General features: G+C 71.5%; 27 protein-coding genes. 7 read left to right on the top strand and 20 right to left on the bottom strand.

The features are described from left to right. Positions 1-61 precede the first annotated feature (61 nt). Complete coding sequence (locus tag ACIPJI_RS22620; protein ID WP_307710131.1) at positions 62-511, bottom strand: VOC family protein; 450 nt, start codon at positions 509-511, stop codon at positions 62-64. A 56-nt stretch (positions 512-567) separates the two neighbouring features. Continuing rightward, the gene (locus tag ACIPJI_RS22625) at positions 568-960 is read right to left on the bottom strand and encodes a helix-turn-helix transcriptional regulator (protein WP_307710607.1); all 393 of its coding nucleotides are present in this window, start codon (positions 958-960) and stop codon (positions 568-570) included. A gap of 211 nt (positions 961-1,171) precedes the next feature. Between ACIPJI_RS22625 and ACIPJI_RS22630 the strand changes: the two genes are divergently transcribed. After that, positions 1,172-1,918 (top strand): class E sortase, encoded by a 747-nt coding sequence (locus ACIPJI_RS22630; protein WP_402248745.1) that lies wholly within the window; start codon positions 1,172-1,174, stop codon positions 1,916-1,918. A gap of 69 nt (positions 1,919-1,987) precedes the next feature. Here ACIPJI_RS22630 and ACIPJI_RS22635 read toward each other — a convergent pair whose 3' ends face one another. The 4 genes from ACIPJI_RS22635 to ACIPJI_RS22650 form a co-directional block, all read right to left on the bottom strand. Then, positions 1,988-4,213 (bottom strand): catalase, encoded by a 2,226-nt coding sequence (locus tag ACIPJI_RS22635; RefSeq protein ID WP_402248353.1) that lies wholly within the window; start codon positions 4,211-4,213, stop codon positions 1,988-1,990. Between the two features lie 174 nt (positions 4,214-4,387). Continuing rightward, the gene (locus ACIPJI_RS22640; protein ID WP_307710128.1) at positions 4,388-5,116 is read right to left on the bottom strand and encodes an SDR family NAD(P)-dependent oxidoreductase; all 729 of its coding nucleotides are present in this window, start codon (positions 5,114-5,116) and stop codon (positions 4,388-4,390) included. Between the two features lie 176 nt (positions 5,117-5,292). Then, positions 5,293-7,467, bottom strand: coding sequence for a SpoIIE family protein phosphatase (locus tag ACIPJI_RS22645; protein WP_402248355.1), 2,175 nt, complete (start codon positions 7,465-7,467; stop codon positions 5,293-5,295). 214 nt (positions 7,468-7,681) lie between these two features. Beyond that, a complete protein-coding gene (locus tag ACIPJI_RS22650) occupies positions 7,682-9,160 on the bottom strand; it encodes an ornithine decarboxylase (RefSeq protein WP_356619562.1) in 1,479 nt (492 codons plus the stop codon). 159 nt (positions 9,161-9,319) lie between these two features. On the opposite strand from ACIPJI_RS22650, the gene ACIPJI_RS22655 reads away from it, so the two are divergent. Beyond that, entirely contained in the window at positions 9,320-10,210 is an 891-nt protein-coding gene (locus ACIPJI_RS22655) for an LLM class flavin-dependent oxidoreductase (protein WP_307710125.1), read from the top strand. Positions 10,211-10,217: 7 nt separating this feature from the next. On the opposite strand, the gene ACIPJI_RS22660 is transcribed toward ACIPJI_RS22655, so the two are convergent. Both ACIPJI_RS22660 and ACIPJI_RS22665 read right to left on the bottom strand, forming a co-directional pair. Further along, entirely contained in the window at positions 10,218-10,853 is a 636-nt protein-coding gene (locus tag ACIPJI_RS22660) for a TetR/AcrR family transcriptional regulator (RefSeq protein ID WP_356619559.1), read from the bottom strand. Then, positions 10,850-11,236 (bottom strand): VOC family protein, encoded by a 387-nt coding sequence (locus ACIPJI_RS22665; RefSeq protein ID WP_307710123.1) that lies wholly within the window; start codon positions 11,234-11,236, stop codon positions 10,850-10,852. The genes ACIPJI_RS22660 and ACIPJI_RS22665 overlap by 4 nt, the downstream gene beginning before the upstream one ends. Positions 11,237-11,434: 198 nt before the next feature. Here ACIPJI_RS22665 and ACIPJI_RS22670 point away from each other — a divergent pair, with 198 nt between their 5' ends. Beyond that, complete coding sequence (locus tag ACIPJI_RS22670) at positions 11,435-12,472, top strand: PRC and DUF2382 domain-containing protein (protein ID WP_402248358.1); 1,038 nt, start codon at positions 11,435-11,437, stop codon at positions 12,470-12,472. Between the two features lie 236 nt (positions 12,473-12,708). On the opposite strand, the gene ACIPJI_RS22675 is transcribed toward ACIPJI_RS22670, so the two are convergent. From ACIPJI_RS22675 to ACIPJI_RS22690, 4 genes are read right to left on the bottom strand one after another with little or no spacing between them, the layout of a single operon-like run. Beyond that, the gene (locus ACIPJI_RS22675) at positions 12,709-14,025 is read right to left on the bottom strand and encodes a hypothetical protein (protein ID WP_402248360.1); all 1,317 of its coding nucleotides are present in this window, start codon (positions 14,023-14,025) and stop codon (positions 12,709-12,711) included. Between the two features lie 54 nt (positions 14,026-14,079). Then, on the bottom strand, positions 14,080-14,697 hold the full coding sequence (locus ACIPJI_RS22680) for a dihydrofolate reductase family protein (protein WP_402248362.1): 618 nt from the start codon (positions 14,695-14,697) through the stop codon (positions 14,080-14,082). A gap of 34 nt (positions 14,698-14,731) precedes the next feature. Continuing rightward, positions 14,732-15,856, bottom strand: a complete 1,125-nt coding sequence (locus ACIPJI_RS22685) for an aldose epimerase family protein (RefSeq protein WP_402248364.1) — start codon at positions 15,854-15,856, stop codon at positions 14,732-14,734. A gap of 54 nt (positions 15,857-15,910) precedes the next feature. Next, a complete protein-coding gene (locus ACIPJI_RS22690; RefSeq protein ID WP_402248365.1) occupies positions 15,911-16,933 on the bottom strand; it encodes a LacI family DNA-binding transcriptional regulator in 1,023 nt (340 codons plus the stop codon). Positions 16,934-17,163: 230 nt separating this feature from the next. On the opposite strand from ACIPJI_RS22690, the gene ACIPJI_RS22695 reads away from it, so the two are divergent. Both ACIPJI_RS22695 and ACIPJI_RS22700 read left to right on the top strand, forming a co-directional pair. Beyond that, positions 17,164-17,778, top strand: coding sequence for a dihydrofolate reductase family protein (locus tag ACIPJI_RS22695; protein WP_402248367.1), 615 nt, complete (start codon positions 17,164-17,166; stop codon positions 17,776-17,778). Between the two features lie 32 nt (positions 17,779-17,810). Next, positions 17,811-18,197 carry a VOC family protein gene (locus tag ACIPJI_RS22700; protein ID WP_307710116.1) on the top strand — a complete coding sequence of 129 codons (387 nt, stop codon included), beginning with the start codon at positions 17,811-17,813 and terminating at the stop codon, positions 18,195-18,197. Between the two features lie 68 nt (positions 18,198-18,265). Here the strand turns inward: ACIPJI_RS22700 and ACIPJI_RS22705 are convergent, their stop codons facing one another. Further along, positions 18,266-18,628 carry a DUF952 domain-containing protein gene (locus ACIPJI_RS22705; protein WP_402248369.1) on the bottom strand — a complete coding sequence of 121 codons (363 nt, stop codon included), beginning with the start codon at positions 18,626-18,628 and terminating at the stop codon, positions 18,266-18,268. Between the two features lie 215 nt (positions 18,629-18,843). Between ACIPJI_RS22705 and ACIPJI_RS22710 the strand changes: the two genes are divergently transcribed. Continuing rightward, positions 18,844-19,257, top strand: a complete 414-nt coding sequence (locus ACIPJI_RS22710; RefSeq protein ID WP_402248370.1) for a DUF3995 domain-containing protein — start codon at positions 18,844-18,846, stop codon at positions 19,255-19,257. A 131-nt stretch (positions 19,258-19,388) separates the two neighbouring features. Here the strand turns inward: ACIPJI_RS22710 and ACIPJI_RS22715 are convergent, their stop codons facing one another. From ACIPJI_RS22715 to ACIPJI_RS22740, 6 genes are all read right to left on the bottom strand, one after another. Next, positions 19,389-19,556: a hypothetical protein gene (locus tag ACIPJI_RS22715; protein ID WP_356619622.1), complete on the bottom strand. Its 168-nt coding sequence runs from the start codon at positions 19,554-19,556 to the stop codon at positions 19,389-19,391. A gap of 39 nt (positions 19,557-19,595) precedes the next feature. Beyond that, positions 19,596-20,138 carry a GNAT family N-acetyltransferase gene (locus ACIPJI_RS22720; protein ID WP_307710112.1) on the bottom strand — a complete coding sequence of 181 codons (543 nt, stop codon included), beginning with the start codon at positions 20,136-20,138 and terminating at the stop codon, positions 19,596-19,598. Between the two features lie 302 nt (positions 20,139-20,440). Further along, positions 20,441-21,661: an MFS transporter gene (locus ACIPJI_RS22725; protein WP_402248372.1), complete on the bottom strand. Its 1,221-nt coding sequence runs from the start codon at positions 21,659-21,661 to the stop codon at positions 20,441-20,443. Between the two features lie 10 nt (positions 21,662-21,671). Then, entirely contained in the window at positions 21,672-21,827 is a 156-nt protein-coding gene (locus ACIPJI_RS22730; RefSeq protein WP_402248374.1) for a hypothetical protein, read from the bottom strand. Positions 21,828-21,851: 24 nt separating this feature from the next. Then, complete coding sequence (locus tag ACIPJI_RS22735; protein ID WP_402248376.1) at positions 21,852-22,295, bottom strand: hypothetical protein; 444 nt, start codon at positions 22,293-22,295, stop codon at positions 21,852-21,854. Beyond that, the gene (locus ACIPJI_RS22740; RefSeq protein ID WP_402248378.1) at positions 22,271-22,519 is read right to left on the bottom strand and encodes a shikimate kinase; all 249 of its coding nucleotides are present in this window, start codon (positions 22,517-22,519) and stop codon (positions 22,271-22,273) included. The genes ACIPJI_RS22735 and ACIPJI_RS22740 overlap by 25 nt, the downstream gene beginning before the upstream one ends. A gap of 129 nt (positions 22,520-22,648) precedes the next feature. Here ACIPJI_RS22740 and ACIPJI_RS22745 point away from each other — a divergent pair, with 129 nt between their 5' ends. Beyond that, positions 22,649-23,203 (top strand): pyridoxamine 5'-phosphate oxidase family protein, encoded by a 555-nt coding sequence (locus ACIPJI_RS22745; protein ID WP_402248380.1) that lies wholly within the window; start codon positions 22,649-22,651, stop codon positions 23,201-23,203. A gap of 123 nt (positions 23,204-23,326) precedes the next feature. On the opposite strand, the gene ACIPJI_RS22750 is transcribed toward ACIPJI_RS22745, so the two are convergent. Beyond that, positions 23,327-24,280, bottom strand: coding sequence for an immunity 49 family protein (locus ACIPJI_RS22750; protein WP_402248382.1), 954 nt, complete (start codon positions 24,278-24,280; stop codon positions 23,327-23,329). Positions 24,281-24,606: the final 326 nt, after the last annotated feature.

Below are 24,606 nucleotides of genomic sequence, written 5' to 3' on the forward strand. Positions count from 1 at the left end.
CCTACGCGGCCGTGCTGACAGCCGCCCGTCCTCATGCCCGGACCAGCCGGCGCCGGACGTGTCAGCAGGCCCAGTCCTTGTCGGGGTCGAGGTCGTCGCCCTGGCGGCGCTGGGTGAACGAGAACCAGTTGCCCGAGTCGTCGCGGAAGATCGCCTCGGTGCCGTAGGGACGCTCCTGTGGCTCCTGAAGGAACTCCACGCCGCGTGCCTTGAGCTTCTCGTAGTCGCCGTGGATGTCGTCGGTGGCCAGGACACCCGCGCCGAGGACGCCTTTGGAGACGAGGGTCGTCATGGCCTTGGCGGACTCGGGGTCCATGGAGGAGGCGCTCGGCACCATCAGGGTCAGTTCCACATCGGGCTGGTCCTTGGCGCCCACCGTCAGCCAGCGCATGCCTCCCTCGCCCATGGTCATGTCCGTACGGACCTCGAGGCCGAGCTTTTGCGTGTAGAACTCCTTCGCCCGGTCCTGGTCGAGCACCCAGACGGTGGAGATGGCGAGGCCCTTGATCATTTCGTGCTCCTGGATGAGAGGTTTCTGCGGCCCTGCCACCGTAGGCCGCGGGCGCCTCAGCCTGCTTCTTCAGAATTGCTGGGCCCGTCAGTGACGCGGGACGGCGAGAAGCCGCCGGCCCAGAGCATCGCGTAGCACCCGGGTATGAGGGCGGCGCCGCGGCCCACGTGCTTGGCGCGGTACTCGCTCGGTGAGAGTCCGGTCTGCTTCTTGAAGCGGGCGGAGAACGTGCCGAGGCTGTTGAAGCCGACGAGCGTGCAGATCTCGGTGACGGAGAGATTGGCGGTGCGGAGCATCTCCTCCGCCCGTTCGACCCGGCGGCAGGACAGGTACTGGCCCGGTGTCTGCCCGTAGACGGCTTTGAAGGCCCGGACGAAGTGGTAGCGGGAGTATCCGGCGTGGGCCGCGATCGCGTCGAGGTCGAGCGGCTCCGCCCAGTCGCGGTCCATCGCGTCCTTCGCGAGGCGCAGCTGCCGTAGATGGGCCGGATTCGTCACGGTCCCATGCTGGCACGGGGCACTGACAGCGGGGGCGCGAAGCGGGGGCGGTGGGCATTGACGGACGAGGGGAACATCTGGTCGGATCGTGTTGTTTTCAGCGCATACAGGTCACAGCGACTCCGCTGTGCCTGCCGTTCCCGGCTACGGATTCCGGCTGCCCATGATGCTCTCCCGAACAGCACCCGCCACCCTCGCAGGCGTGGCCGCCCTCCTCACCGGCTGTGCCGGCGCCACAGCGGCCGAAAGCCCCGCCACGTCCGGCAAGGCAGCCGTCAGCGCCGCGGCAGCGCCCTCGGCCACGGCGGGCGCGCCGGGCTCCGTCACACCCGCCTCCCCCGCCCCGGGGTCCGGCGCACCCGTCTCCACGGAGCCACCCGCCCCGGCGTTCGATCCCCGCACCGAGACCGCGGTGCTGTCCGTCCCGGCCATCGGGCTCGAGGATCTGCGTGTCGTCCCGTACGAGGGGACGACAGACGACTGGCCGGGCACCCGGATCCAGAACCGGGGTGTGGCCGCGAGTCCCTACGGCGACCGTGGCGGCGTCGGACCGGGCGAGATCGGCAACTACCTGGTCACGGCGCATCGTCTCTCCGCCGGCGGACCCATGCGGGACCTCCCGGCCCTCGACAAGGGCGATTCCGTGTTCGTGACCGCGGGCGGTTCGGTGTACGAGTACGTGATCACCGAGACCCGTCAGACGTCGTTCCGCTCGGAGCGTTCGCTCGCCGAGCAGCGGGCCGCGGTACCGGGCCACCCAGGAGAGAAGCCCACCAAGGCGATGATCACGCTGTCCACCTGCGCGACTCCCGAGGACGACGCGGCGGGCAACTTCTGGCGCGACGACAAGGGCAACCCGGAGCACCGCATCGACAAGATAGGCGTGCTGCGCGAGGTGTCCGCCCCGTAGCCGGCACGGTGCCACCCGGCCCGGTCCCCCGCCGCGGGGGCCGGTCGGGCGGTGCCGTGTTTCCGGTTGTCAGGCGGCCGTGAAGCGTTCCCACACGCGGTGGCTGCCCAGGAGGCGGGTGATCTCCTCGAGCGTGCCGTCCCCGTCGTCGCCGGTCACCACTCCCGGCGCGCCGGCGGGCACACCGGCCGCCGCGAGCACGCTTTCCGCGCCTGCCCAACCGCCGATCGCCTTGCCGTGCCGGTATGCCTCGGACACCATCAGCAGCACCCTCGGGTCGGACGCGCCGCCGCGTCCCGCCGCGGGATCTCCTGCCTTGGCGTCGCGGGCGCCGATCGCGTCGGCGGCCGGGCCGGGGGCTCCGGCGAGCAGCAGGGCGTCGAACTCGATCGAGCGCGCGGTGGCGAAGGTGCGCTGCACGGCCACCGGTTCCCGGCCGCCGAGCGCACCGCCGTCGGGGCCGACGACCAACGGGACCATGCCGGCCGCCAGCACGGCCCCGCGCACGGAACGGACTCCGTCGAGGTCGCAGCCGGCGTCGGCGACGATCCCGATGACGCGGCCGTCCAGCGGCCACGTCTGTCCGAGCTGGGAGAGCGCCGGGCTCGGTTCCACGGACGCGAGGGGCTCCGTCGGCTCGGGAGCAGGCAGGCCGAGGGCGGCGGCGACACCGGCGCACAGCTCAGGGTCGATGTTGGCGAGGACCCGCAGGCCGCGCTCCTTGATGGCCTGCTCGTAGCACTTGCCCAGCTCGAACGAGTAGGCGGCGATGATGTGTTCGCGCTCCACGGGCGACATGCTGAGCCAGAACCGGCGGGGCTGGCTGAAGTGGTCGGCGAAAGAGTCCGGCGCCTCGCGGACCTTCTTCGCCGCCGGCACCGCGACGGGCACCTCGACGTAGGCGCCCAGGTCCGCCCCCGCCTGGAACGGACAGCCGGCGTCGAGCGAGTTGGGCCGGTAGGGCGCCACGCCCCGGTGCACGGCGGTCTGGTGCATGCCGTCCCGCAGCATGTCGTTGACCGGTGCGTGGGTGCGGTTGACGGGGATCTGCGCGAAGTTGGGGCCGCCGAGCCGGCTGATCTGGGTGTCGAGGTAGGAGAAGAGCCGGCCGGACAGCAGCGGGTCGTCCGTGATGTCGATACCGGGGACGAGGTGGCCCGGGTGGAAGGCGACCTGCTCGGTCTCCGCGAAGAAGTTCGACGGGTTGGCGTTCAGGGTCAGCAGTCCGATCGGCTGTACCGGCGCCAGTTCCTCGGGGACGATGTTCGTCGGGTCGAGCAGGTCGATGCCCTCGAACGTCTGCTCCGGGGTGTCGGGGAAGGTCTGGACGGCCAGTTCCCACTGCGGGTAGGCGCCCGCCTCGATCGCGTCGGCGAGGTCCCTGCGGTGGAAGTCCGGGTCCATCCCGCTGGTGATCTGCGCCTCCTCCCACACCATGGAGTGCACGCCCAGCTTCGGTTTCCAGTGGAACTTCACCAGTGTCGTGGCGCCCACGGAGTTGACCAGCCGAAAGGTGTGGACGCCGAAGCCCTCCATCATGCGGAACGAGCGCGGGATGCCCCGGTCCGACATGTTCCACAAGGTGTGGTGGGTGGCCTCCGTGTGCAGGGTGACGAAGTCCCAGAACGTGTCGTGGGCGCTCTGCGCCTGCGGGATCTCGCGGTCCGGCTGCGGTTTGCCCGCGTGGATGATGTCCGGGAACTTGATCGCGTCCTGGATGAAGAACACCGGGATGTTGTTGCCGACGAGATCGAAAGTGCCTTCTGTCGTATAGAACTTGGTGGCGAAGCCGCGGGTGTCGCGCACCGTGTCGGCGGAGCCGCGGGAACCGAGGACCGTGGAGAAGCGTACGAAGACCGGCGTCTCCACGCCCTTGCCGAGGAACGCCGCCTTGGTGATCTGCGCGGCGGTGCCGTAGCCCTGGAAGACGCCGTGCGCCGCGGCGCCGCGCGCGTGGACGACCCGCTCGGGGATGCGCTCGTGGTCGAAGTGGGTGATCTTCTCGCGCAGGTGGTGGTCCTGCAGCAGGACGGGGCCGCGGCTGCCGGCCTTCAGGGAGTGATCGGTGTCCGGGAGCCGGGCGCCCTGTGCGGTGGTCAGGTACGGGCCGGCCTGTGCGACGGCCGCCTGGTCGACCCCCGTCTCCTGTCCCGTCGGGCTCACGGTCGCCGGTCCGCTCTGGTCCGGTTTGGGCGGGAGCGGCTCCCTCGGCTCCGTCGGTTCGTCGACGGTGGGCGGTTGCGGCGACGGCCTGCCGGGGATGCCGCCTTCGGCGCCGGAGTTCTTCCGGTTCATGCGTCCTCCACGGATAGGGGTGCCGGACGCCGGAGAGTCTCCGTCGCCTCGACATACTCGGCCGATTCTTCTGCCCCGGCAGGAGCACGGCAGTCCGGGTACGCCCATCCCGGTGGAACTGGCGGCGCACGTCGGACAGCTTCGGCGAAGGGCCCTTCCCGTGACGTCCGGCGCCTACATTCCGCCCGCGACGCGCAGCACCGCTCCCGTCGTGTACGACGCGTCCTGCGAGAGGAGCCACGCGACCGCGCCGGCGACCTCCTGCGGCTGTCCGGCCCGGCCCATGGGCACATTGACCGCGACCTTCGCGGGTCGTTGCGGGTCCTCGTGGAACTCGGTCCAGATGGTGCCGGGGGCGACACAGTTGACGCGGATGCCGTCGGCGGCGACCTCCTTGGACAGACCCGTCGTCATGGCGTCGACGGCCGCCTTGGTGGCCGCGTAGTGCACGTACTGCCCGGGGCTGCCGAGGGTGGCGGCCGCGGAGGAGATGTTGACGATCGCGCCGCCGCCGGAGCCGGTCATGTCACGGACGGCACGGCGGGCGCAGAGCAGATATCCCCACACATTGACCTCGAGGGCGCGGCGCATCCCTTCCGCGTCGGCGTCCGCGAGGCGGCCGTTGGGCCCGCTGATGCCGGCGTTGTTCACCAGCCCTGTCACGCTGCCCAGTTCGGCCGCACTGTCGAAGAGCCGGTCGACGGACTGCTCGTCGGCGGTGTCGACGCGGACGGCCAGGGCCCGGCGCCCGGCCACGCGCACCGCCTTGGCGACCTCGTGCGCGGCGGCCTCGTCGGACCGGTAGCCGACCACCACGTCGTGGCCTTCCACGGCGAGGCGGGCGCAGACCGCGGCGCCGATGCCGCGGCTGCCGCCGGTGACGATGGTGAGTGGCTGACGCAAGGCGGGCTCCGGTCGTACGGGGGAGGGCTGATGCGGACCGACTCTAATCCGCCCTCCCCCACTGCCTCACCTCGGCCCGCTCGGGCGGTCACCTCGGCGTTCCTGGCAGCCCGCGCCGGACCGGGAACCACCGGCCGAGGGACCACGGACCGGGCCCGCCGGAGCGGGTCCGCCGGTCAGGGCATCGACCGGAGCAGCAGCAGCGCGGTGTCGTCGGTCCGGTCGCCCGAGGGCAGGGCACCCTGCATGAGCTGATCGGCCAGCACCTCGAGGTCGTGGGCGCCTGCGGCCAGGGAACGGGCGAGTTCGTCGATCGCCGCCCCGATGTCGGAGCCCGGTCGTTCCACCAGCCCGTCGGTGAAGAGCACCAGGACACTGCCGGGCGGCACGGTGACCTCGGCGGACCGGTAGTCCGAGCCCGGTTCGATGCCGAGCAGCAGGCCCGGAGACACGTCCACGGTCCGTGCCCTCCCGCCGGGGTCGCGCAGCAGCGGCGGCGGGTGGCCGGCCGTGGCCAGGCAGGCGCGGCCGCGGGCGAGGTCGATCTGGACGTAGAGGCAGCTGGCGAAGAGCCCCGGATTGAGGTCGGTGAGCAGGCGGTTGGCGCCGGCGAGGACGTCGCTGGGGGACGCTCCGGCGAGGGCCTGCGCGCGGACCGCCGTACGGACCTGGCCCATCAGCGCGGCCGCGGGGACACTGTGGCCCTGGACGTCGCCGATGACGGCCGCTGCCGTGGTGTCGTCGAGGCGGATCAGGTCGTAGAAGTCGCCTCCGATGTCCATGCCGCGGGTGGCGGGCAGGTAGCGGGCGGTGGCCTGAAGGTTCGTCAGCGAAGGCAGGGTCTGCGGGAGCAGGCTCGTCTGGAGGCTGCGGGCGAGGCCGCTCTTGGTGTCGTAGAGGTGGGCCCGGTCGAGGGCCTGTGCGACCAGGCCGCCGAACGCGGTGAGCAGGGCCCGTTCGTCGTGTGCGAAGGGCCGGGGACGGTCGTACGCCATGACGCAGCAGCCGAGCGGGCGGCCGGCGGCCACGAGCGGCAGGAACGCCCATGCGTGATGGCCGTCGTCGCCGACGGCGTTCGGGAACGCCTGCTCCAGTTCGCGGCGGGAGGCGAAGAAGGCCGGCTCGCCGGTGACCACGACGCGCCCGCTCGGGTTGTCGGGAGTCAGGGGCACTCCGCCGAGGTGTTCGGCCTCCTGGGGGCCGTAGCCGCTGTGGCCGCGCAGCCGCAGTCTGCCGGCGTGGGTGGCGAGCAGGGCGACGGCGTGGGCGCCGAAGCTGGGGGCGATCTGGCCCACCACGAGCTTGATCACATCGGGCACGCTGAGCGCCTCGGTGAGCGCGGCGGCGAGGTGCGCCATCCGGTAGAGGACATCGGCGCGGGGCGCGGTCCCTTCCGGGGCCGTACCGGCCTGCTGGAGCACGGGCGCGACGGCGGGCGACGGGTCGGCGGTCTCGGCGGTGTCGGCGGACGACGGGGAGGCCTCGCCGCCGCCCAGCCGGGAGGGAGAGATGCGGACGCTGATGCCCCGTGCGTCGGGGTACAGCTCGAGGGACAGCCACAGGCCGTCGGGGCGCCGCACGGTGAACGAGGTGGGGCTGCGGCTCATCACGGCCGAGCGGTAGCGGTCCTCGAAGACGGGGTCGTCGAGCCACGGCAGGAGCTCCCAGGGCCGCGCGCCCGTCAGGGCGACAACGTCGGATCCGACCAGCTTCGCCCCCGTGGCGTTGACGAAGGTGACCCTGCCGTCGAGGTCGAGGGCGCAGCAGCCCTCCGGCAGGCGTTCGGTGTAGTCCACCGCGGCGAAGGCCTGGGACTGGGTGACCCGGCGCCCGCGAGGCACCGGCATCAGCCGGGGTTCGGTGGTCGGCAGGACGGCGTGGCCGTTCTCCTCGGCCCGGCGCAGGGCGGCCGCGATGTGACCGCACGTCCTTTCGACGGCCTTCCGCCGGGCAGGGTCGATCTCCATGGACTGCGAGCCGGGCCAGAGCACCAGGACCCCGCCCCAAGTGCGCCCGGTGCTGGTGACGGGGGCGGCGGCGAGGGCGAACGAGTAGGGCAGGGCCAGCCCGAGGCGCGGGTAGCGGCGTGCCAGTTCGCCTTCTGCCCCCACCCAGATCAGGCGGTCCTCGCGGACCGCCTGGGCGAGCGGGCCCGAGGCGGAGACGCCGATCCTGGCCCACGGCATGGCGAGGCTGGAGGGCACTCCGGCGAGGACGACGGCACTGAGTACCTGACTCTCCGGAGGCAGTACGTAGATTCCGCCGCCGTATCCGCCGGTCTCCCGCAGCATCCGGGCCAACAGCCGTTGCAGGGCCTCCGCGGTGCCGTCTTCCTCGTCGACCGATGCCATGACCTAGTCCTTCGCGGCCGGGGCGGGCCGTGCCGTACCCGCGCGGTGCGGCGGCGTGAGGCGGACACGCGGTACAGGCCGACCGGGCCGGGGGCCGGGACCGGAGTGTTCCGGGCGGCCGGTCGGGGCGGGACAAGGTACAGGTTTCATCATTTGAGGACATTACGCCCATACCTTGGCAGCCTGCACCCTTGGGCCGCCTACACGGGAACGCTCAGGAGCCGGGCCGGTCCTCGACACTCACCCGGACCGTCCTGACCTCAGGATCGGCGCCGTCGGGGACGACCATGCCGGCGTCGACACCGCTGCGCAGATACCGCAGCACCGCCTCGTTCAGGCGCTCGCCGGGCAGCGCCACGGGAATGCCCGGCGGGTAGGGGGTGAGCATCTCGGCGCTGACACGGCCCACGGCCTTCTCCCACGGGATCTGCTCGACCCTGCCGAAATAGGCGTCACGGGGCAGCATGGCCTGTTCCAGCCGCAGGTCCGCGGGGTCGGGCACCTCCACCTCGGGCGCGGGCCGCAGGTGCGGCGCCTGCTCCGGCACGTCCCGCAGGGCGGCGAGCAGACGGCCCGCGGAGGTCTCGTCGTCCGCGTGGGTCAGCTGCGCGCTGATGCGCCGGTGGTCGGCGAGATGGAGGTTGACGCGATGGGTCCGGCGCAGCCGGTCCGCGATCCGGTAGCCGGTCGTGCCGAGTGCGCTGACGTCGATGACGACCTGCATCGGGTCCATGTCGGTCGCACGGCCGGGACCGCAGAGGTCGTCCCTGCCGTGGACGTGCAAGCCGTCGATGTCCTCGATGCGGGCCCGCACGTCGCCGGCCAGTGCCAGCGCCGCGTCGTACAGGGCACGGCCGTGCTCGACCATCTGGCGGCGCCAGCCGTCGAGCGCGGCGTAGATCAGCGTGGAGGGACTCGTCGTGCCCAGCAGGTCCTCACGGCTCTTGAGGACCGTCGGGTCGATCAGGTCGCCCTGGAGGTGGAACACCGAACTCTGCTCGAGTCCGGAGCCCATCTTGTGGACAGAGGTGACACACACGTCGGCCCCGGCGTCCATGGCCCACGTCGGGAGGTCGGGGTGGAAGGGGAGATGGGCGCCCCATGCCTCGTCCACGATGAGCGGCACCCCGTGCTCGTGGCACGCCTCGGCGATGCCCGTCAGGTCCGAACAGGTCCCGTAGGGGGTGGGGGTCGTCACCAGAGCGCCGCGGGCGTCGGGGTGGTCGGCGAGCGCGGCGCGGAAGGCGTCGGCGGACGGCGGGTGGGCCATGCGCCGCTCCGCGTCCCACTGGGGTTCCACCCAGACGGGCCGGATGCCGGCGAGCACCAGGCCGGAGACCACGGACTTGTGCGCGTCCCGGCCCACGAGCAGCTTCTCGTGCGGGCCTGCGACGGCGAGCATGGCCGCCTTCACGGACAGCGAACTGCCGCACGTGGAAAAGAAGGTGTGCTCCGCCCCGACGGCGTCCGCCATCAGCTCCTGAGCATGCTCGAGCACCGAGTGCGAGGAGGTCCGGTCGTCGAGGCCGCTGATGGCGAGCACGTCGGACCGGAAGACCTCGTCGCCCATGACGGCGCGGACCCGCGGGTCGGCGCCGCGGTGCTGCTTGTGCCCGGGCGGCGTGAAGGGGGTCTGTTCCTCCGCGTGGTACGCGGCCAGCGCTTCCAGTACCGGTGTCCGTGAGTGGTCCATGTGACTCCGCTTCCCTTCGGGGCGGCACGAAAACTGACGGGCGGGACCGAACGGGGCATTCCGGCGGGGCTCCCGGCCGCTCGCGCGGATCCACGGATGCAACGCCGTTGTCATGAAAAGCGGTTGTGGGCGGCGCGGCCGGGCGGGTATTGGTTCTGCATGACCTCTCTCGGCGCAGTGTTCCGTCCGCAGTTGCCTCCCGAACGGTTGCGCGGGGTGGTCCGCACGGCGGATGCCGCCGGGCTGGAGGAGTTGTGGCTCTGGGAGGACTGCTTCCTGGAGAGCGGTATCGCCACGGCGGCCGCCGCCCTCGCCTGGTCGGAGCGTCTTCGTGTGGGCGTTGGCCTGCTGCCGGTCCCCCTGCGGAACGTCGCCCTGACGTCGATGGAGGCCGCCACGCTGCACCGGCTCTTCCCCGGGCGGGTGGCCCTGGGCGTCGGGCACGGCGTGCAGGCGTGGATGGGGCAGGTCGGTGCGCGCGTCGAATCACCGCTGACGCTGCTGCGTGAGCATCTCACCGCCATGCGGGCCCTGTTGCGGGGCGAGCGGGTGACGGTGGACGGCCGGTACGTGAAGCTCGACGACGTCGCCCTCGACTGGCCTCCGGCGACGGCTCCTTCGGTGCTGGCCGGGGCGACGGGGCCGCGCTCACTGCGGCTGACCGGCGAGGCGGCCGACGGAACGATCCTGGACGCGGCCGTTCCGCCCGACGGGGTGCGAAACGCCCGCCGGCTGATCGACGAGGGCCGGGCGGCGGCCGGACGGACCGGCCGGCACGAGATCGTCGTCTATCTCCACACCGCGACCGGCCCCGGCGCCGAGGACCGTCTCACGGGTGAACTGGAGCGCTCCGGCGGGGCGTCGACGCCTGGACTCGGTGTTGCGGGCGACGCGGGCGCGGTGGCCAAGGCCGTCCAGCGGCTGGTGGACGCGGGAGCGGACACCGTGGTGCTCCAGCCGACGGCCGACGAGCCGGATCCGGAGGGCTTCGTACGGTTCGTGGCCGAAGAGGTGCGCCCCCTCGTTCCCCGTCTGCCCGAGGGACCCTGACGCCGCGTCAGTGCCGGTGCCTGGCGTGCGCCGGCATCTCGCTCACCCTGACCAGATGGTCGAAGTCGACCGCCGCGCCCTGCAGCAGCAGGTCCACCAGGGGGCGTGCGGCCGCCCTCCCGACCACGGTGTCGCCGAACAGGGCCCGCTGGTAGACCACCGATGCGAGGAGATCGACCAGCAGGTCCGGATCGACGCCGGCCCGCAGGTCGCCGCGGTCGACGGCGCGCCGCACCGCGACCATGGCGGCGTGCCTGCTGGGCTCCACGAGCACGTCGATCAGGCGCCGGTGCAGAGCGGTGTCGTGCGCGCAGTCCGCGACGAGCGGAGCGAGCACGCCCGCCGGCAGCCGGTCGAGGAGCGCCTCCGTCAGAACGCCGACGCTCTGGGTCAGGTCACAGCGGGTGCAGCCGTTGTCCGGCACCGGCGGCGTGACCAGCACAGAGGCGAGGGCGTCGATCACCAGGCTCTGACGGGTGGGCCAACGCCGCCGGATGGACGCCTTCGTGGTGCCCGCCCTCGCCGCGACCGTCTCGAGGGCGAAGCGGGAGTATCCGTGCTCCCGCAGCACGTCGAGCGTCGCGGCCACCACCGCGGCGTCGATCGCCGGGTCGCGCGGACGGCCGGCCGCGGGGGGTGTCACTGCGCGGCGTCCTGCGGGTACCAGCGCAGCTCGACGGTGTTGCCGTCGGGGTCCTGCACATAGAGCGACCAGGCGTCGCCCCGGGCTCCGTAACGTTCCACCGGTCCTTCCAGCACGTTGAACACGCCGGAGTCGATGACCTCCTGCCAGTCCAACGGGTCGACGACCAGGCATATGTGGTCCACGTTGGACTCACCCCGGGGGCGGCTGACCAGGTCGATGATGGTCGCGGGCGTGATGCGCACGGACGGGAACGGCACCTTGCCCGCCCGCCACTCCTCCACACGTACGGGCTCGAGCCCGAGCGGTCCGCAGTAGAACTCCAGGGCTCGTTCGACGTCTTGGACGTTGAGCACCAGGTGGTCGAAGTCCTTCACTCGCATGACAATTCCTCCCCCTCATTTGAATCCGATCCGGTTCGTATCGTAATCCTGGCGCCCCTCCCCCGGCAAGAGGCGGCTGTGCGCGATACGGGAGGACGGCAGGGGCGCAGCAGGGAGCTTTACATGCCGTTTTGAATCGTTTAGTCGCTTTTCTGGTGGCTACCCGGGCGTCCAGGGACGTCCGAGAAGGAGGAAGTCGTGATCACCAAAGCACAGATCCGGAACGTACTGGACCACCCGGTATACGACACCGACGGCAACAAGGTCGGCAACGCCAAACATGTCTTCCTCGACGACGCCACCGGCGAGCCCGACTGGGTCAGCGTCCAGACGGGCATGTTCGGCGGCAACGAGTCGTTCGTGCCGATCCGGGACGCCAACATGGTCGAGGACCATCTCGAGGTGCCCTACCCGAAGGACACCATCAAGGACGCCCCCAACGTCGACGTGGACGCAGGTGGCCATCTCTCGGCCGAGGAGGAAGAGCGCCTCTACCGGCACTACAACATCGACTGGGACTCCGCGTGGAAGCGCGCCAACCAGCCCTCCGAGGGCGGCTGGGCCCACTCAGGCGGAACGGGCCGCACGGGGGCGGCGGGAGCCGCGGGCGCGGCGGGTGCCGCGGGCGCGGCGGGTGCCGCCGGAGCGGCCGGGAAGGCCGGGAAGGGAGGCAGGAGCCGGGCCGGAGCGGGCCAGGGCATGGCGGGCGAGACCCCGGCCCACGAACGCACGGCGGCGGCCGGCCCGACTCACGGACGCGACATGGGCGGCGAGCGCCGGGACATGGCGGGCAAGGAACGCCGGGAGGACACCGACTCGGCGATGACCCGGTCCGAGGAGACCATGCATGTCGGCACCGAGCGTCACGAGGTCGGCCGTGCGCGGCTGCGCAAGTACGTGGTGACGGAGGAGCAGCAGCAGACGATTCCGCTGCGCCACGACGAGGTGCGCGTGGAACGTGAGCCGATCACCGAGAGCAACCGGGGCGAGGCACTGTCCGGGCCGGAGATCTCCGAGGCCGAGCACGAGGTCACCCTGTACGAGGAGCGGCCGGTCGTGGAGACCCGCGTCGAGCCGGTCGAGCGTGTCCGGCTGACGACCGAAGAGCACACGCAGCAGGAGACGGTCAAGGGCCGGGTCCGCAAGGAGCGGATCGAGGCCGAGATGCCGGACGAGCGCACCGAGCGGGCCTCGCGTGAGAAGCACGAGCGCCGCGGCCCGGGCGGACCGGGTTGACGCGGTCCACAGCGGCCTTCGCCGGCCGTGTGGCGGGGTGAGGGTGAGAGGCGGACGGGTCCCGGCGGTTGTGAGAACCGTGCGGGCGTCGTCCGCCTCAGTGCTCCTTCGCCTGCTCCGTGCCGATGCGCGCCGGCTCCGTGCCGATGCGCAGACCGCTGCCGCCAGGACGGGTTGCGAACCCGGCACCGCTCCGGCGCCGCACGTTCCGCCGTCCACGGGCGGATCAGGTCATGTCAGCGGGCCGGTGCGGAGGGTGTCGTGCCCGCGCGTCGGTCGTGCAGTTGCTCCAGGCGTCGCTGGAGCAACTGGAGCGCGCCGCGCTGACGTCCCGGCACCCGCCGTCTCAACGCCACCAGGGCCGGGGCGAGTTGCCGTGCCCTTGCCGCGTCCCCGACCTGCTCCCACTGGTGATGCGCACGGTCCACGGCAGCTTCGACGTCCGGATCGTCGGCGGTCTGCTGACGGCCGAGCCGCACATCGGCGGCGGTCATCCACAACTCGCAGCTGCGGGCCGGGTCCTGGGCGAGTCGTGCGAGGTCCGCCCGTACCTCCAGCCAGTGCAGCACCTGGACGGATCCGGGCCCGTGGGCCCGCAGCGCCTCGTTCTCGCACGCGGCAGCCGCGGCCGCCGCCTCGTCGTGGCGTCCGGCCCGCGCGGCGGCGAGGATCGCCGGATGCGGGTCTGCCCCTGCGGCCGGGAGGCTCGCCGGACGTGGGTGGGCCTCGGCCGGGTGGGGACCGCCGGTGGGGGCCGGTGCGACGCGCGGGCGCGGCACTGTGGCGTGTCCGTGCACCGGTCCCGCGGTGTGTCCGGCCGGGTGGCCCACCAGGGGCGGCCCGACAGCGTGCGCCGGGGCGTTCGAGGGCACGTCGGTGGGGGCGATGCCGAACAGCAGCGCGCCGTCGGGAGCGTCCTGGGACGCCGTCTGCGCGGCGGCCTGTTCATGGAGATCCGGGAGCGGCGGGCGCGCCCCGCTGCGCCAGATCGCGGCCACGGCCTTCAGGTGGACGGGAGCGGCGACGGTGCGACGGCCGGGAGCGGGGGCGATCCGGCCGTACATCCGTGTCCCGTCGCCGAGCAGCAGTCTGCCGCCGGTGACCTGCTGCCAGGCCTCCGCGTCGGCGACGAGGTCCAGCACCACCGTGGTGGTTCCAGGCCGCCGGGTCTTCAGCTCTCCCGCCAGCCAGTGCCAGGGCAGGGCCGTGTAGCGCATCGTCGCCGGTGCGGTGCGGGCGAGGGCGAGGTGCAGCTGCCGCTGCTTGCGGTCCACGTGCAACTGCCCCGCCAGATACAGGTGCAGCGGTCCGGGCGAGGCCGCCGCGGCGCGGATGCGGGTCAGGACGGTCTGTGGATCGAGCGGGTCGGCGAGCTCGATCACCGTTGCCGCGGCCGCGCCGGCCGTACCGGCGAGGACGTCCGCCGGTACGGCCGCGAGCGCGGGCAGCACGGACGCGGCGTCGATGAGACGCCCCTTGCCGGCCGGGGCGGCTGCGAGAAGCAGCGCGGTACCCGGGGCCGGACTCTCCCGGTTCTCCCCTGTGATCAGCACATCAGCACCGTACCCGGTCCCGCCGGGCGGAGCCGGACGGCCGCCGCACGACGGCTATTTGTGGACGCGGTACTTCAGATGCGTCGCCAGCGGGGTGTCGACGACCCTGATGACCTCGAGGCGCCGCTCCTCCGCCCCGAGGTTGTCGAACAGCCGCAGCCCTGCGCCGAACAGGACCGGGACCACATGGAGTTGGAGCTCGTCGATCAACCCGGCACGCAGGTACTGCTGGACGGTGCGGGCCCCGCCGGCGATGTCGACATTACGCCCGCCCGACGCGGCCTTGGCCTGTTCCAGCGCGCTGTGGATGCCGTCCGTGACGAACGTGAAGGTGGTGCCGCCCTGTTTGACCAGCGGCCGGCGGGGGCGGTGGGTGAGCACGAACACCGGAGTGCGGAACGGCGGTTCGTCGCCCCAGGGCACCTCGCCGGTGTCGTACATCGTCCTGCCCATGACCACAGCCCCGGTCGAGTCGAACCACTCCCGCATGATCTCGGAGTCTTCGTTGTCCTCTCCGCCGGTCATGCCCTGGCGCTCGCGCCACGAGGCGAGGTTGTGGATCCACTGGAACAGCGCCTCCGCGCCCTTGCCTCCCGGACAGTCGGGACCGATGTCCGTGCCTGCGACAAAGCCGTCCAGCGACATGGCGAGATCGGCGGTGACGGTGGTCATGCTGGGCTCCTCGAGGGGTGCGGTGTGCGGGGTCTCACCCTTGCGTCGATCGGGAGCCGCCCTTTTCGACATCGTCGCCCGGCGACTTCGCGGTCAGGTGCGGGAAGCGGAACTCGGTGCGGCTGTGCCACGGCTCGTGCGGGCGTACCACCGTGGTGGGGTATTCGGGCCGGTTGGGGGAATCGGGCAGGTGCTGGGTCTCCAGGCAGACGCCCGAGTACCGTTCGTGCCGCCGCCCCGAGGGGGCTGCGAGCGACCCGTCGAGCTGGTTGGCCGTGTACACCTGCACGCCGGGTTCCGTGGTCCACACCTCCATGACGCGCAGTCCGCCCGGCGCGCTGAGCCGGGCGGCGCGGCGCGGTGCGGCGGCGGGGCCGGCGGGGTCCAGCACCCAGCAGTGGTCGAAGCCGCCGGCGGCGCGCAGCTGCTCGTCGGGCATCGCGAGCCGTTCGCCGAGGACACGCGGCTCGGTCAGGTCGAAGGCCGTACCGCGTACGTCCGCCGCCGGCCCCTGGGGGATGCCCGCTGCGTCGACGGGCAGATAGCTCTCGGCGTCGACCTGCAGCGCATGGCCGCGGATGTCGCCTTCGCCGGCGAGGTCGAAGTAGGCGTGGTGGGCGAGGTTGACCACGGTGGGCCGGTCGGTGGTGGCGGTGAAGTCGACGGCGAGGGTCCCCTCGGCATCGAGGCTGTAGGTCACGCTGACGTCGAGTGCGCCCGGGAAGCCCATGTCGCCGTCGGGGCTGTGCATGGACAGCCGCACGGCCGCGGTCTCCTCTCCGGGCACCTCGCTCGCCACCCACACCTTGGTGTCGAAGCCGCCGGGACCGCCGTGCAGGGCATGGCCCCGGTCGTTGGCCGGGACGCGGTAGCGGATCCCGTCGAGGGTGAAGGTGCCGTTCGCGATCCGGTTGGCGAAGCGGCCGACGACGGCGCCGACGTAGGCGTTCTTCTCCGCGTAGTCGCTGATGCCGGGGAGGGCGAGGACCACCGAGGCGGCTTCGCCCCGGGTGTCCGGGACGGTGAGCGAGTGGAGGACGGCGCCGTAGGTCAGGATCTCGGCCCGTACCCCGTGCCCGGAATCGAGAGCCCAGAGCTCGGTCTCCTCACCGCCGGGGAGGGCTCCGTAGGGGGTGCGGGTGACGGTGGGGCGGGGCATGGGGATCCTTCGGGCGAGAAGCGGGTGGGTGGGCGGGAAACCGTGGCGGGCGGGTCAGCGGGAGCGCGGCGGGCGGGTGGTCGACTCCCTGACGACGAGGCGGTATCCGGGCCGCTGCCGCCGCGGTTCGGGGGCCGTGCTGCCGGCGAGGCGTTCGATCAGGCTGTCGACCGCCAGCCTGGCGATGGCCTCCTTGTCCGGGGAGATCGTGGTCAGTGTCGTGGCCCCGTACCGGCCCTCCTCGATGTCGTCGAACCCGACCACGGCGACGTCGCCGGGGACGCTCAGTCCGCGTTCGGTGAGGGTGCGCATCGCTCCGACGGCGATGAGGTCGTTGTACGCGAAGACCGCGTCGGGCCGCTCGCCGCGGTCGAGCAGGGCGGCCATGGCGCTCGCCCCGTCCTCCCGCCCGTAACCGTCGGTGACGACCACCAAGGCGTCGTCGGCCTCCAGCCCCGCCGCTGCGTGCTCCTCGCGCCAGCCGCGCAGCCGCAGGTGGGCGGGCTGGCGCTCACGGCCGGTTCGGGAGCCGAGGAAGGCGATACGGCGGTGGCCGAGGCCGATGAGATGCCGGACGGCCTCCCGCGCCGCGGCGACGTTGTCGATGGCGATGTGGTCGTACGGCGCCTCGTACTCCCGCTCCCCCAGCAGCACCAGCGGGGCGCTGTCCGTGCGTGCGGTGAGATCCTCCGTCTCGAGGTGGATGGGGCTGAGGATGAGCCCGTCGATGACGTGGGCACGGAAGCCCTGGCTGACGAGGAGTTCCTTCTCCCGCAGTCCCGCCGTGTGGTCCACCAGGACGGTGTAGTCGTGGCGGGCAGCGGCGTCGACGACCGCGCCGGCCAGTTCGGCGAAGTACGGGTTGCCGAACTCCGGCACGGCGAGGGCGATGATGCCCGTCCGCCCTTTGCGCAGGTGGCGGGCGGTGAGGTTCGGCCGGTAGCCGAGCTCGTCGATGGCCTGCTGCACCTTGGCCCGCATCTGGGGCGTGACGTGCGGGTAGTTGTTGACGACGTTCGAGACGGTCTTGATGGACACGCCCGCCCGACTGGCAACGTCTTTGAGGCTGACGCCCACGGCACTCCTCGGCTCTCGGTGCGGCAGTACCGCTGTGACGGTGTGTAGCTGGCCCTCCCGCGGCTTCACGCCGTACGGCGCCGCGCCACGACGACCACGATAAGGAAGCGGTGTCCCCCTCACGGAGCGGTGGGACGAATTGAGCAGGCGGATCCGAGCCCACGCCGAGCGGCTTCGCCAGGACGACCGACCGGCGATGAGTTCGGGCGGCGGATCGGGTCTGCCCTGGTATGACTCGCATCATCGCTGACATCTCGGTCTCCCTCGACGGGTTCGTCACCGGGCCCGACCCCGGCCCGGACACCGGTCTGGGCACCGGCGGTGAGGCCCTGCACACCTGGGCGTTCTCCGACGACCCCGACGACCGCCGGGTCCTGCGCGAGGCGACCGCCCGCTCGGGCGCCGTCGTCCTCGGCCGCCGGCTCTTCGACGTGGTCGACGGACCGAACGGCTGGGACGACGAGACCGGCTACGGTGCCGGCGAGGTCGGCAGACCCGCGTTCGTCGTCGTGACGAGCTCGCCGCCGGAGTCGGTGCGGCTCACCGGCCTCGACTGGACGTTCGTCACCACCGGTCTGCCCGACGCCGTCACCGCCGCGCGCGAGCGCGCCGAGGCGGCGTCGTCGGACAACGGCAAGGACCTCGACGTCGTCCTCATGGGCGGCGGCGCCACGATCGGCTCGGCGCTCGACGCCGGGCTGGTCGACGTGTTGACACTGCACCTTGCGCCCGTCGTACTGGGCGCCGGGACGCCACTGTTCACCGGCAGAGCGCCGCGCACGCTGGTGCAACGGAGCGTGATCTCGACATCGACGGCGACACACCTGACGTACGACGTCCTGTGACCGGCGGGCCGAAGACGACGTAGGTTCAAGGCATGGTGCATGTACTCGGCAGCAGGGTTCTGCTGCACCCGACGGATCCGGACCGCACCCGCGCCTTCTACGGCGGAGCACTGGGACTCGCCGTCAGTCGCGAGTTCGGGACCGGCCCGGAGCGTGGCACGGTCTATTTCCTGGGCGGCGGATTCCTGGAGGTCTCGGGGCGCTCCGAGAGCCCACCCGCGCCAGGCCTCCAGCTGTGGCTCCAGGTCGAGGATGTGCAGGCGGCGTTCGAGGAGTTGCGGGCAGCCGGGGTGGAGGTGCTGCGCGCTCCGGTGCAAGAGCCCTGGGGGCTGATCGAGATGTGGATCGCGGACCCGGACGGGGTGCGCATCGCTGTCGTGGAGGTACCTGAGGACCACCCACTGCGCTACCGTCCCTGACGTCCCGTAGCCGCGGACCGCGCCCGCGCCGCGCGCGTCGACGCCCGGGTCCGCCTCGGCCTGACGGGTCAGACGGTCGTCTGCGTTCCTGTGGCGCGGCCGTTCTCGTCCCAGGTGACTTCCAGGATCTGGTCGACGGCGTCGCGGTCGATGTGACCGAACACGTGGGGGAACAGGGTCCCGTCGGGGACTCCGGGCGGCGGGGACGGGACGGCTGCTTCCCATTCCGTCCTGGCGGTGAGGCGGCTCTCGTCCAGAACGAGCACCAGGAGCGGTCTCGGCGTGTCGCGGTAGAAGGCGTTGACGACGGCGAGGGTCGTCGGCTCGTCGGGGGCGCAGTGGACGAAGCCGTCTTCGGTGAGGGATGCGGGCGTGTAGGGCTGGTCCGGATCGGCCGTCCAGTCGCTTTGCGTGACCACGTGGTAGATCATCTTCAGGTTGTACAACAGTTGGCGTGGAGACGTTGTCGCCGGCCGCCGTTGGGTGGTCGCCTTGCGGGTGGCTGGGTGGTGTGGGGCGCGGTTCACCGTACCGGGACCAGCACTTCCGTCGGGGCGATGAAGCGGCCCGATTTGCCGAGGGTTATCGTCAGCGCCGTCGGACGAATGTCGTCCACTGCTGATCGAACGGAACGGCGGAGCCCCGGATGACCGACATCGCCAGCCTGCTCCTCGCCGCCGCGCTCTTCACGGTCGGCGTGCTCCACTTCCTCTGGGCCATCGGCGTCTACTGGCCGGCCACTTCCCAAGAGGACCTGGCCCGGAAGGCCATACCCGACTCGGAAGAAATCCCGAGACTGCTGACAGCCGTGGTGGCGGCGTTGCTGGCTGGTGCCGCGTACGTGGCCCTGGCGGCGAACTGGGACGCACTGCGTGTTGTCCCCGACTGGCTGTACCGCACGGGCATCTGGGGCTTGGCCGCGGTCATGGTCCTGCGTGGGCTGGTCGAGCCGTTCACCGGCGACAAGGGCAATGATCTCTACAACCGGCTGAACCGACGGGTGTACGCACCGTTCTGCGTCGTGCTCGCCCTCCTAAGCGTCGTGGTCGCGGTCGGCTGAGCGTTGCCGCTGGTCAGGGTGATGGGGAGCGGATGCGGAGCAGGATCCGCTCGGCGGAGGCTTCGGTGCCGCACAGGTGGAGTACGCGTATTCGCCGACGAGTTCGGTGCCGTCGGTGAGGGCCGGCAGGCTCAGGTGCTCACCCATTGCGCCGAACCCGCTGAGACACCGTCCCAGTTGGTGCAGCGGCGGTAGCGGACGAGGGCGCCGGCGATGCCGACGAAGGCCAGGAAGTGCTCGGCTTCGCACTCGTAGCGCCTGTGCGGGCGGCGGCGTCGTCCTGGCCTTCGGCCGTCCATGCCGGCTCTGCGGCTCGCCCTCGACCGTCGGGCGGCAGACTAGCCCTTCGAGTCCGGCTTCCAGTCCTGGACGAGGAGCCCGAGCAGCACCTCGTCCAGGAATTCGCCCAGCACCCAGGCCGAGGAGCGCAGCACGCCCTCGCGGACGAAGCCGTTGCGCTCGGCGGAGCGCAGCATCGCGGCGTTGTCCGACAGCGTCTCGATCTGCAGCCGCTGCAGGCCGCGCACGACGAAACCGTAGTGGCACAGCACCGCGACCACGTCGGTGCCGTAACCCTTGCCGCGGGCGGACGGCAGCAGTCCAAGGCCGATGTGCGCGGACCGGTTGTGGTTGTCGATGCCCCACAGCGTCGCGGTGCCGACAAGCGAACCGCCGTCCAACTCCACGACAGAGAACTGGACGAGCCCTTGGTTCTTGTCGTCCACCACGAGCCGCGGATCCTTCGAGCCGGGCGTGATCGGCCGCCACGGCCCGCCTTCGGCCCGCGCGGCGTTGACCACGTCGTCGTAGAGCTCGGCCCGCAGGATCGGGATGTCGTCCTCGTGCCGGGCCCTGAGCCCGACCGTGTTACCCCTCAACATGCGGACTTGATATCCGACCGGTCCGGTCGGCGGCAAACCAATAAGGGGTCGTCTCAGTTGGTGCGGCGACGGTAGCGGACGAGGGTGCCGACAATGCCGACGGAAGCCTGGAGAAGCTCGGCTTCGCACTCGTAACACCTGTGCGTGCGGCTACTGCTCTTGAGCCAGGCCATGGTGCGCTCGACCACCCGGCGGTGGCGGCGCGGGCGGCCGGATGTCTTTACGCCCCGGCGGGCGAAGCGGGCACGATGGCCTGCGCCGCGGCCGATTGCGCAGAGGGTCGACGTCGTGGCCCTCGCCGTTCACCGGCGGGTCTCGTCACGCGCCTGAGTGAGTTCGGTCGGTGGTCTCAGTGCGGAGTAGACGCCGGCGCACGCGGCGAGCAGTATCACGCAGCCGGCGAAGACGAGCCCGGCGGTGCGCAGGTCCCACAACTGGGCGGCGGCGCCGACGCCCACCACGGGCAGCGAGATGCCGGTGTAGGCGACGACGAAGAACGCCGAGATGGTGCCGCCGCGGTGTTCGGCGGGTGCCGCTCCGCCCACGAGGGACAGGGCCGCCCGGAACGCGAGTCCCTGGCCTGCGCCTCCGCACAAGGCTCCGGCCACGAGTACGGCGAGGGATTCGGCGACGAGGGACGAGGCGACGAGCACGAGGCCGGCGATGAGGACAGCGCAGCCGATGGGGAGGGCGCGCCGGGTGCCGATGCGTTCGCTCAGTGACTGTCCTGCGGTGGAGGCGAGGAAGACGGAGAACACGACCGCTCCCGTGACGGCGAGGTTGTGCACGTCGAGTGTCCTGGCCACGAAGCTGGGGGCGAGGGCGGTGAACAGTCCGAGGAGGGAGAAGCCGGCGAACGCCGCGACGGAGGCGGGGGCGAACACTCCTCTCACCTCGTCGGGTACGGAGACGCCTTGGGGCTTCAGCGGGGGAAGCCTCTTCGGCCGCTCGACGGTCTCGGGGAGGAGGCGGATGATCACGGCGGCGATGGCGACCAAGCCGATGTGGACCCAGAAGACGAGCTCGAGCGGGCGGGCCGCGTACTGGGCGAGGATCCCGGACAGCAGCGGTCCGCAGCCGAGACCGCCCATGTTCGCCGCGGTGGCCGCGAAACCGGCCCGGGCCCGCTGTCCCGGTCCGGCGAGTTCCATGACCGCGGCGGTCGCCGCGCCGCTGAGCAGTCCGGCCGCGAACCCGGACAGCAGCCGCCCCGCGAAGAGCAGTGGGAGACCGGTTTCCAGCAGAAAGCATCCGGCGCTGGCGGCGGACAGGGCCATGGCGCAGAACAGGACGGGCCGGCGCCCGACATCGTCGGAGTAGTTTCCGCCCACGAGCAGCACCGCGATCACGGCGACGGCGTAGACGGCGAAGACCACGGTCACCATCAGCTCGGAGAAGCCGATCTTTTCCTGGTAGAGCCCGTACAGCGGCGTGGGCAGGGTCGTCCCGGCCATGCCGATGGCGAACACCAGGGCGGCCGCGGCGTAGCCGGGACGGCGGCCCTCACCTTTGCGGACGATCATGTGGCTCACCTTACGAGCGCCGGGGCGGGAGCGGCCGGACCTTGCGACGTCGCGAGTGCGGCGTCGGGGTGCGGACCGTAGGTGTCACGCCGGCGTCCTCGACATCCTTGACCACCGCGTGCGCGGCCTGGGCCACGTCGGACGGCTCCTTCTCGGGGAAGGCCATGGCACCCTCGGCGACCGGCCGACGTCAGAGTCGGAACGCCGTGGTCACCTGCTCAGCGAGATCGTCTTCCGTCATCGTGGTGTCGACCTGGATGGTGCGCAGTTGGAGACGCTCGGTTTCCTCCTCGAGGCATGTTGTGAACATGCGGTCACGTTCGGCCATGTTGCGATCCGCCCTTGTTGGATCGCTGGTCTTCGATACGAACCCCTCCCCCGATACCGACCGACTCCGCATGGCGGCCTGGCGGAAATCGGGTGCAGGGAGGAGCCAGACGGCGTGCTCAGGAGCAGCAAGCAGTGGCTTGACGAGGTGCGGCAGCAGCCGGAATCCCTCGACGATGACGCACGGCTCCCGCGGCATGCGAATTAGGTCTTCGACGATCAGGCCGAAGCCCTCACCTCGAAACCAATGGAACGTCTCAAGCATGACTTCAGGAGGCCGGTTCACCCATCGCTCGTCCATGTCCATGGCGATGAACCGTGCAGAAAGGGAGCCTCCTCGGGGGTGGTCCGCCCCGCGTGGTCCCGCATCATGTCGTCGGTCGCGTAGAGGCGCCAACCGTAGCGGTCGGCGAGTCGGCGGGCGATCGTCGACTTGCCTGCACCGCTCCCGCCACCGATCCAGAAAACGTGCCGCAGCCTGGCCGGAAGCTCTGTGGCGTCGGCCGCCTCTTCGTACTGTCCGGGCTGCATCTCTCTCACTGGAGACCGGGGATCGATAACAGGCACTTCAGGGGGCGTGCAGACGGACACGAACGGGTGGGGTGGTGGTGTCGGCGTGGGCCGACGGTCGTTAGGAGAGGGACGAGAAGGAGATCCGCCATGCCCACAGGACCGGCACAGCAACCTACGGCTGAGCTCGATGCCCGTTACAGTTCCGCGCTCAATCCTCGCCCGGGTGCTGCGGGTGTCACCGCCACCGAGTGGGCGGAGGCTCTACGGCACTTGGAGGCCGCCGAGATCTTCTGGGTGTCCACAGTGCGGGCCGACGGTCGGCTGCATGTCACGCCCGTGATCGCCGCGTGGCACGACGGGGCGCTGTACTTCTCCACCGGCCCGGAAGAGCAGAAGGCGAAGAACCTCACTCATGATGCGCACTGCGCCCTGACCACCGGGGGGAATGCGCTGACCGAAGGGTTCGACATCGTCGTCGAGGGCAAGGCGGAGCCGGTTACTGATCCGGCGGTGCTGGAGGACGTGATCGCCGCGCACGAGACGAAGTACGGGCCGCACATCACCTCGCCCGAGGGCACGTTCCACGGGATCGGGGACACGTTCCGGACAGGGGGCGCGGTGGTGTTCGCGGTGGCGCCGACCACGGCGTACGGCTTCGGTCGGGACAACGGGGTCTACACCCATACGCGGTGGGTGTTCTGAGCGGCGGGGCTCCCCCTGGGGCCGGCGCAGCTGCCGGCCCCGATCACCCCCGCGCCCTGCACGGCAGAACCCGTGGGCTGGACCGGGCATGCCGTCCTGAGGCACGGACGCTTTACCGACCGGCTACGTGGCGGTCCACCGGCCCAGGTCGTTCCGGCCGGCGTCGGCCGCTCGATGCAGCGCCTCGGGCGAACCCAGCATGCCGTGCGGCAGATAACCGGACCGGACCTCCAACTCCCAGCCGTGCACCTGGACCGCGAGGGCGGCCAGGGCAACGGTCCCGACCGGCAGGAGAGTTCGGGGTGCGGGGTCCGGTCCCACGCTCTCCCGGTGCTCGACGAGCCGGGCCACGAGAGCCTGCTCGAAGGCGTGCTGATCGTCGTCGAGGAGTACGCGAAGGAGACGCTGGTCGGGCGTCAGGGTGACGGCTGCGTCCAGTTGCCGGGCCGCGGCGACGCGCTCAAGGGCGTCCGGCCTGCACAGGGTCACGGTGGGCCAGTCGCGGGGCAGGTGCCCGCGCGCCTGGGTCAGGTAGCCGCACAGTGCGTCCATCGCGGCAAGGTCGGCCGGGTCCGACGTCGAGGTCAGCTTCGAGTACGGCACCCCGTCGCGGATCGCGGGCGCGTAGTCCTCCCGCAGCAGCAGTCCGATCACCCGCTGCCAGTCCCGCACCAGGCCGCCGACCACACAGATCTCGAACGTGTCGAGCCACGTCCTGGCCGTGGGGGCCTGCTCGATGACATCGGCGAAGGCGACGTCATCGCTGCTGAGCCGCTCGCCGATGAGCGGGAACTGGATCTCCTGGTCGCCGTTGGGGAAGCAGCCGACGCTCAGCACTCCCAGGGAGCACTCCGCCGCGGTCCGCAGTGCTGTGCGCGACGACTCGTCGAGGGCCGGGTCGTCAACGGCGCGGGCGGCGACGTGGTCGAGGAGCTCGTCACGCATCTCCTGGAGCTTCCTCGGGGACGGGTCGTCGTAGCGCATCCAGTGCCACCGCCGCCGGGTCCGTCCGCTGATGTCGTCGAGTGCGTGAGCGATGTGCTGAGCACCGACCTCGTGGCGCGTCACTTCCTGCACGGCTGCCGTCCCTTCATGATCTTCCCGGCCTGAGCGGCAAGTTATCAGCGGGCTCGGACAGTGCCCGGGCCGGGACGGCGAAGTCCGGGCACGGACAGGGGCGTTGAGCGGGCGGTGCTGCCACGTTTCTGTCTGCACTCCGGCGAAGCCGGGGGCTTGGCACGGGCGCCGGCGGAGCGGCGCCGTACGGCGAAGGGGGAGACACTCTCGGGTGTCTCCCCCTACCTGGGACCGGAGTCGAGGTTCCGGGTTCCCGGTGACGTGGCTGTCAGCCGTCCCACCGCTTCGGCTGTGCCCTGCAGGGCGTCGGCCTCAGCGCGGCTCGT

Origin of the sequence: Streptomyces sp. NPDC086835 (genome assembly GCF_044745705.1) — a bacterium.
Classification (GTDB): domain Bacteria; phylum Actinomycetota; class Actinomycetes; order Streptomycetales; family Streptomycetaceae; genus Streptomyces.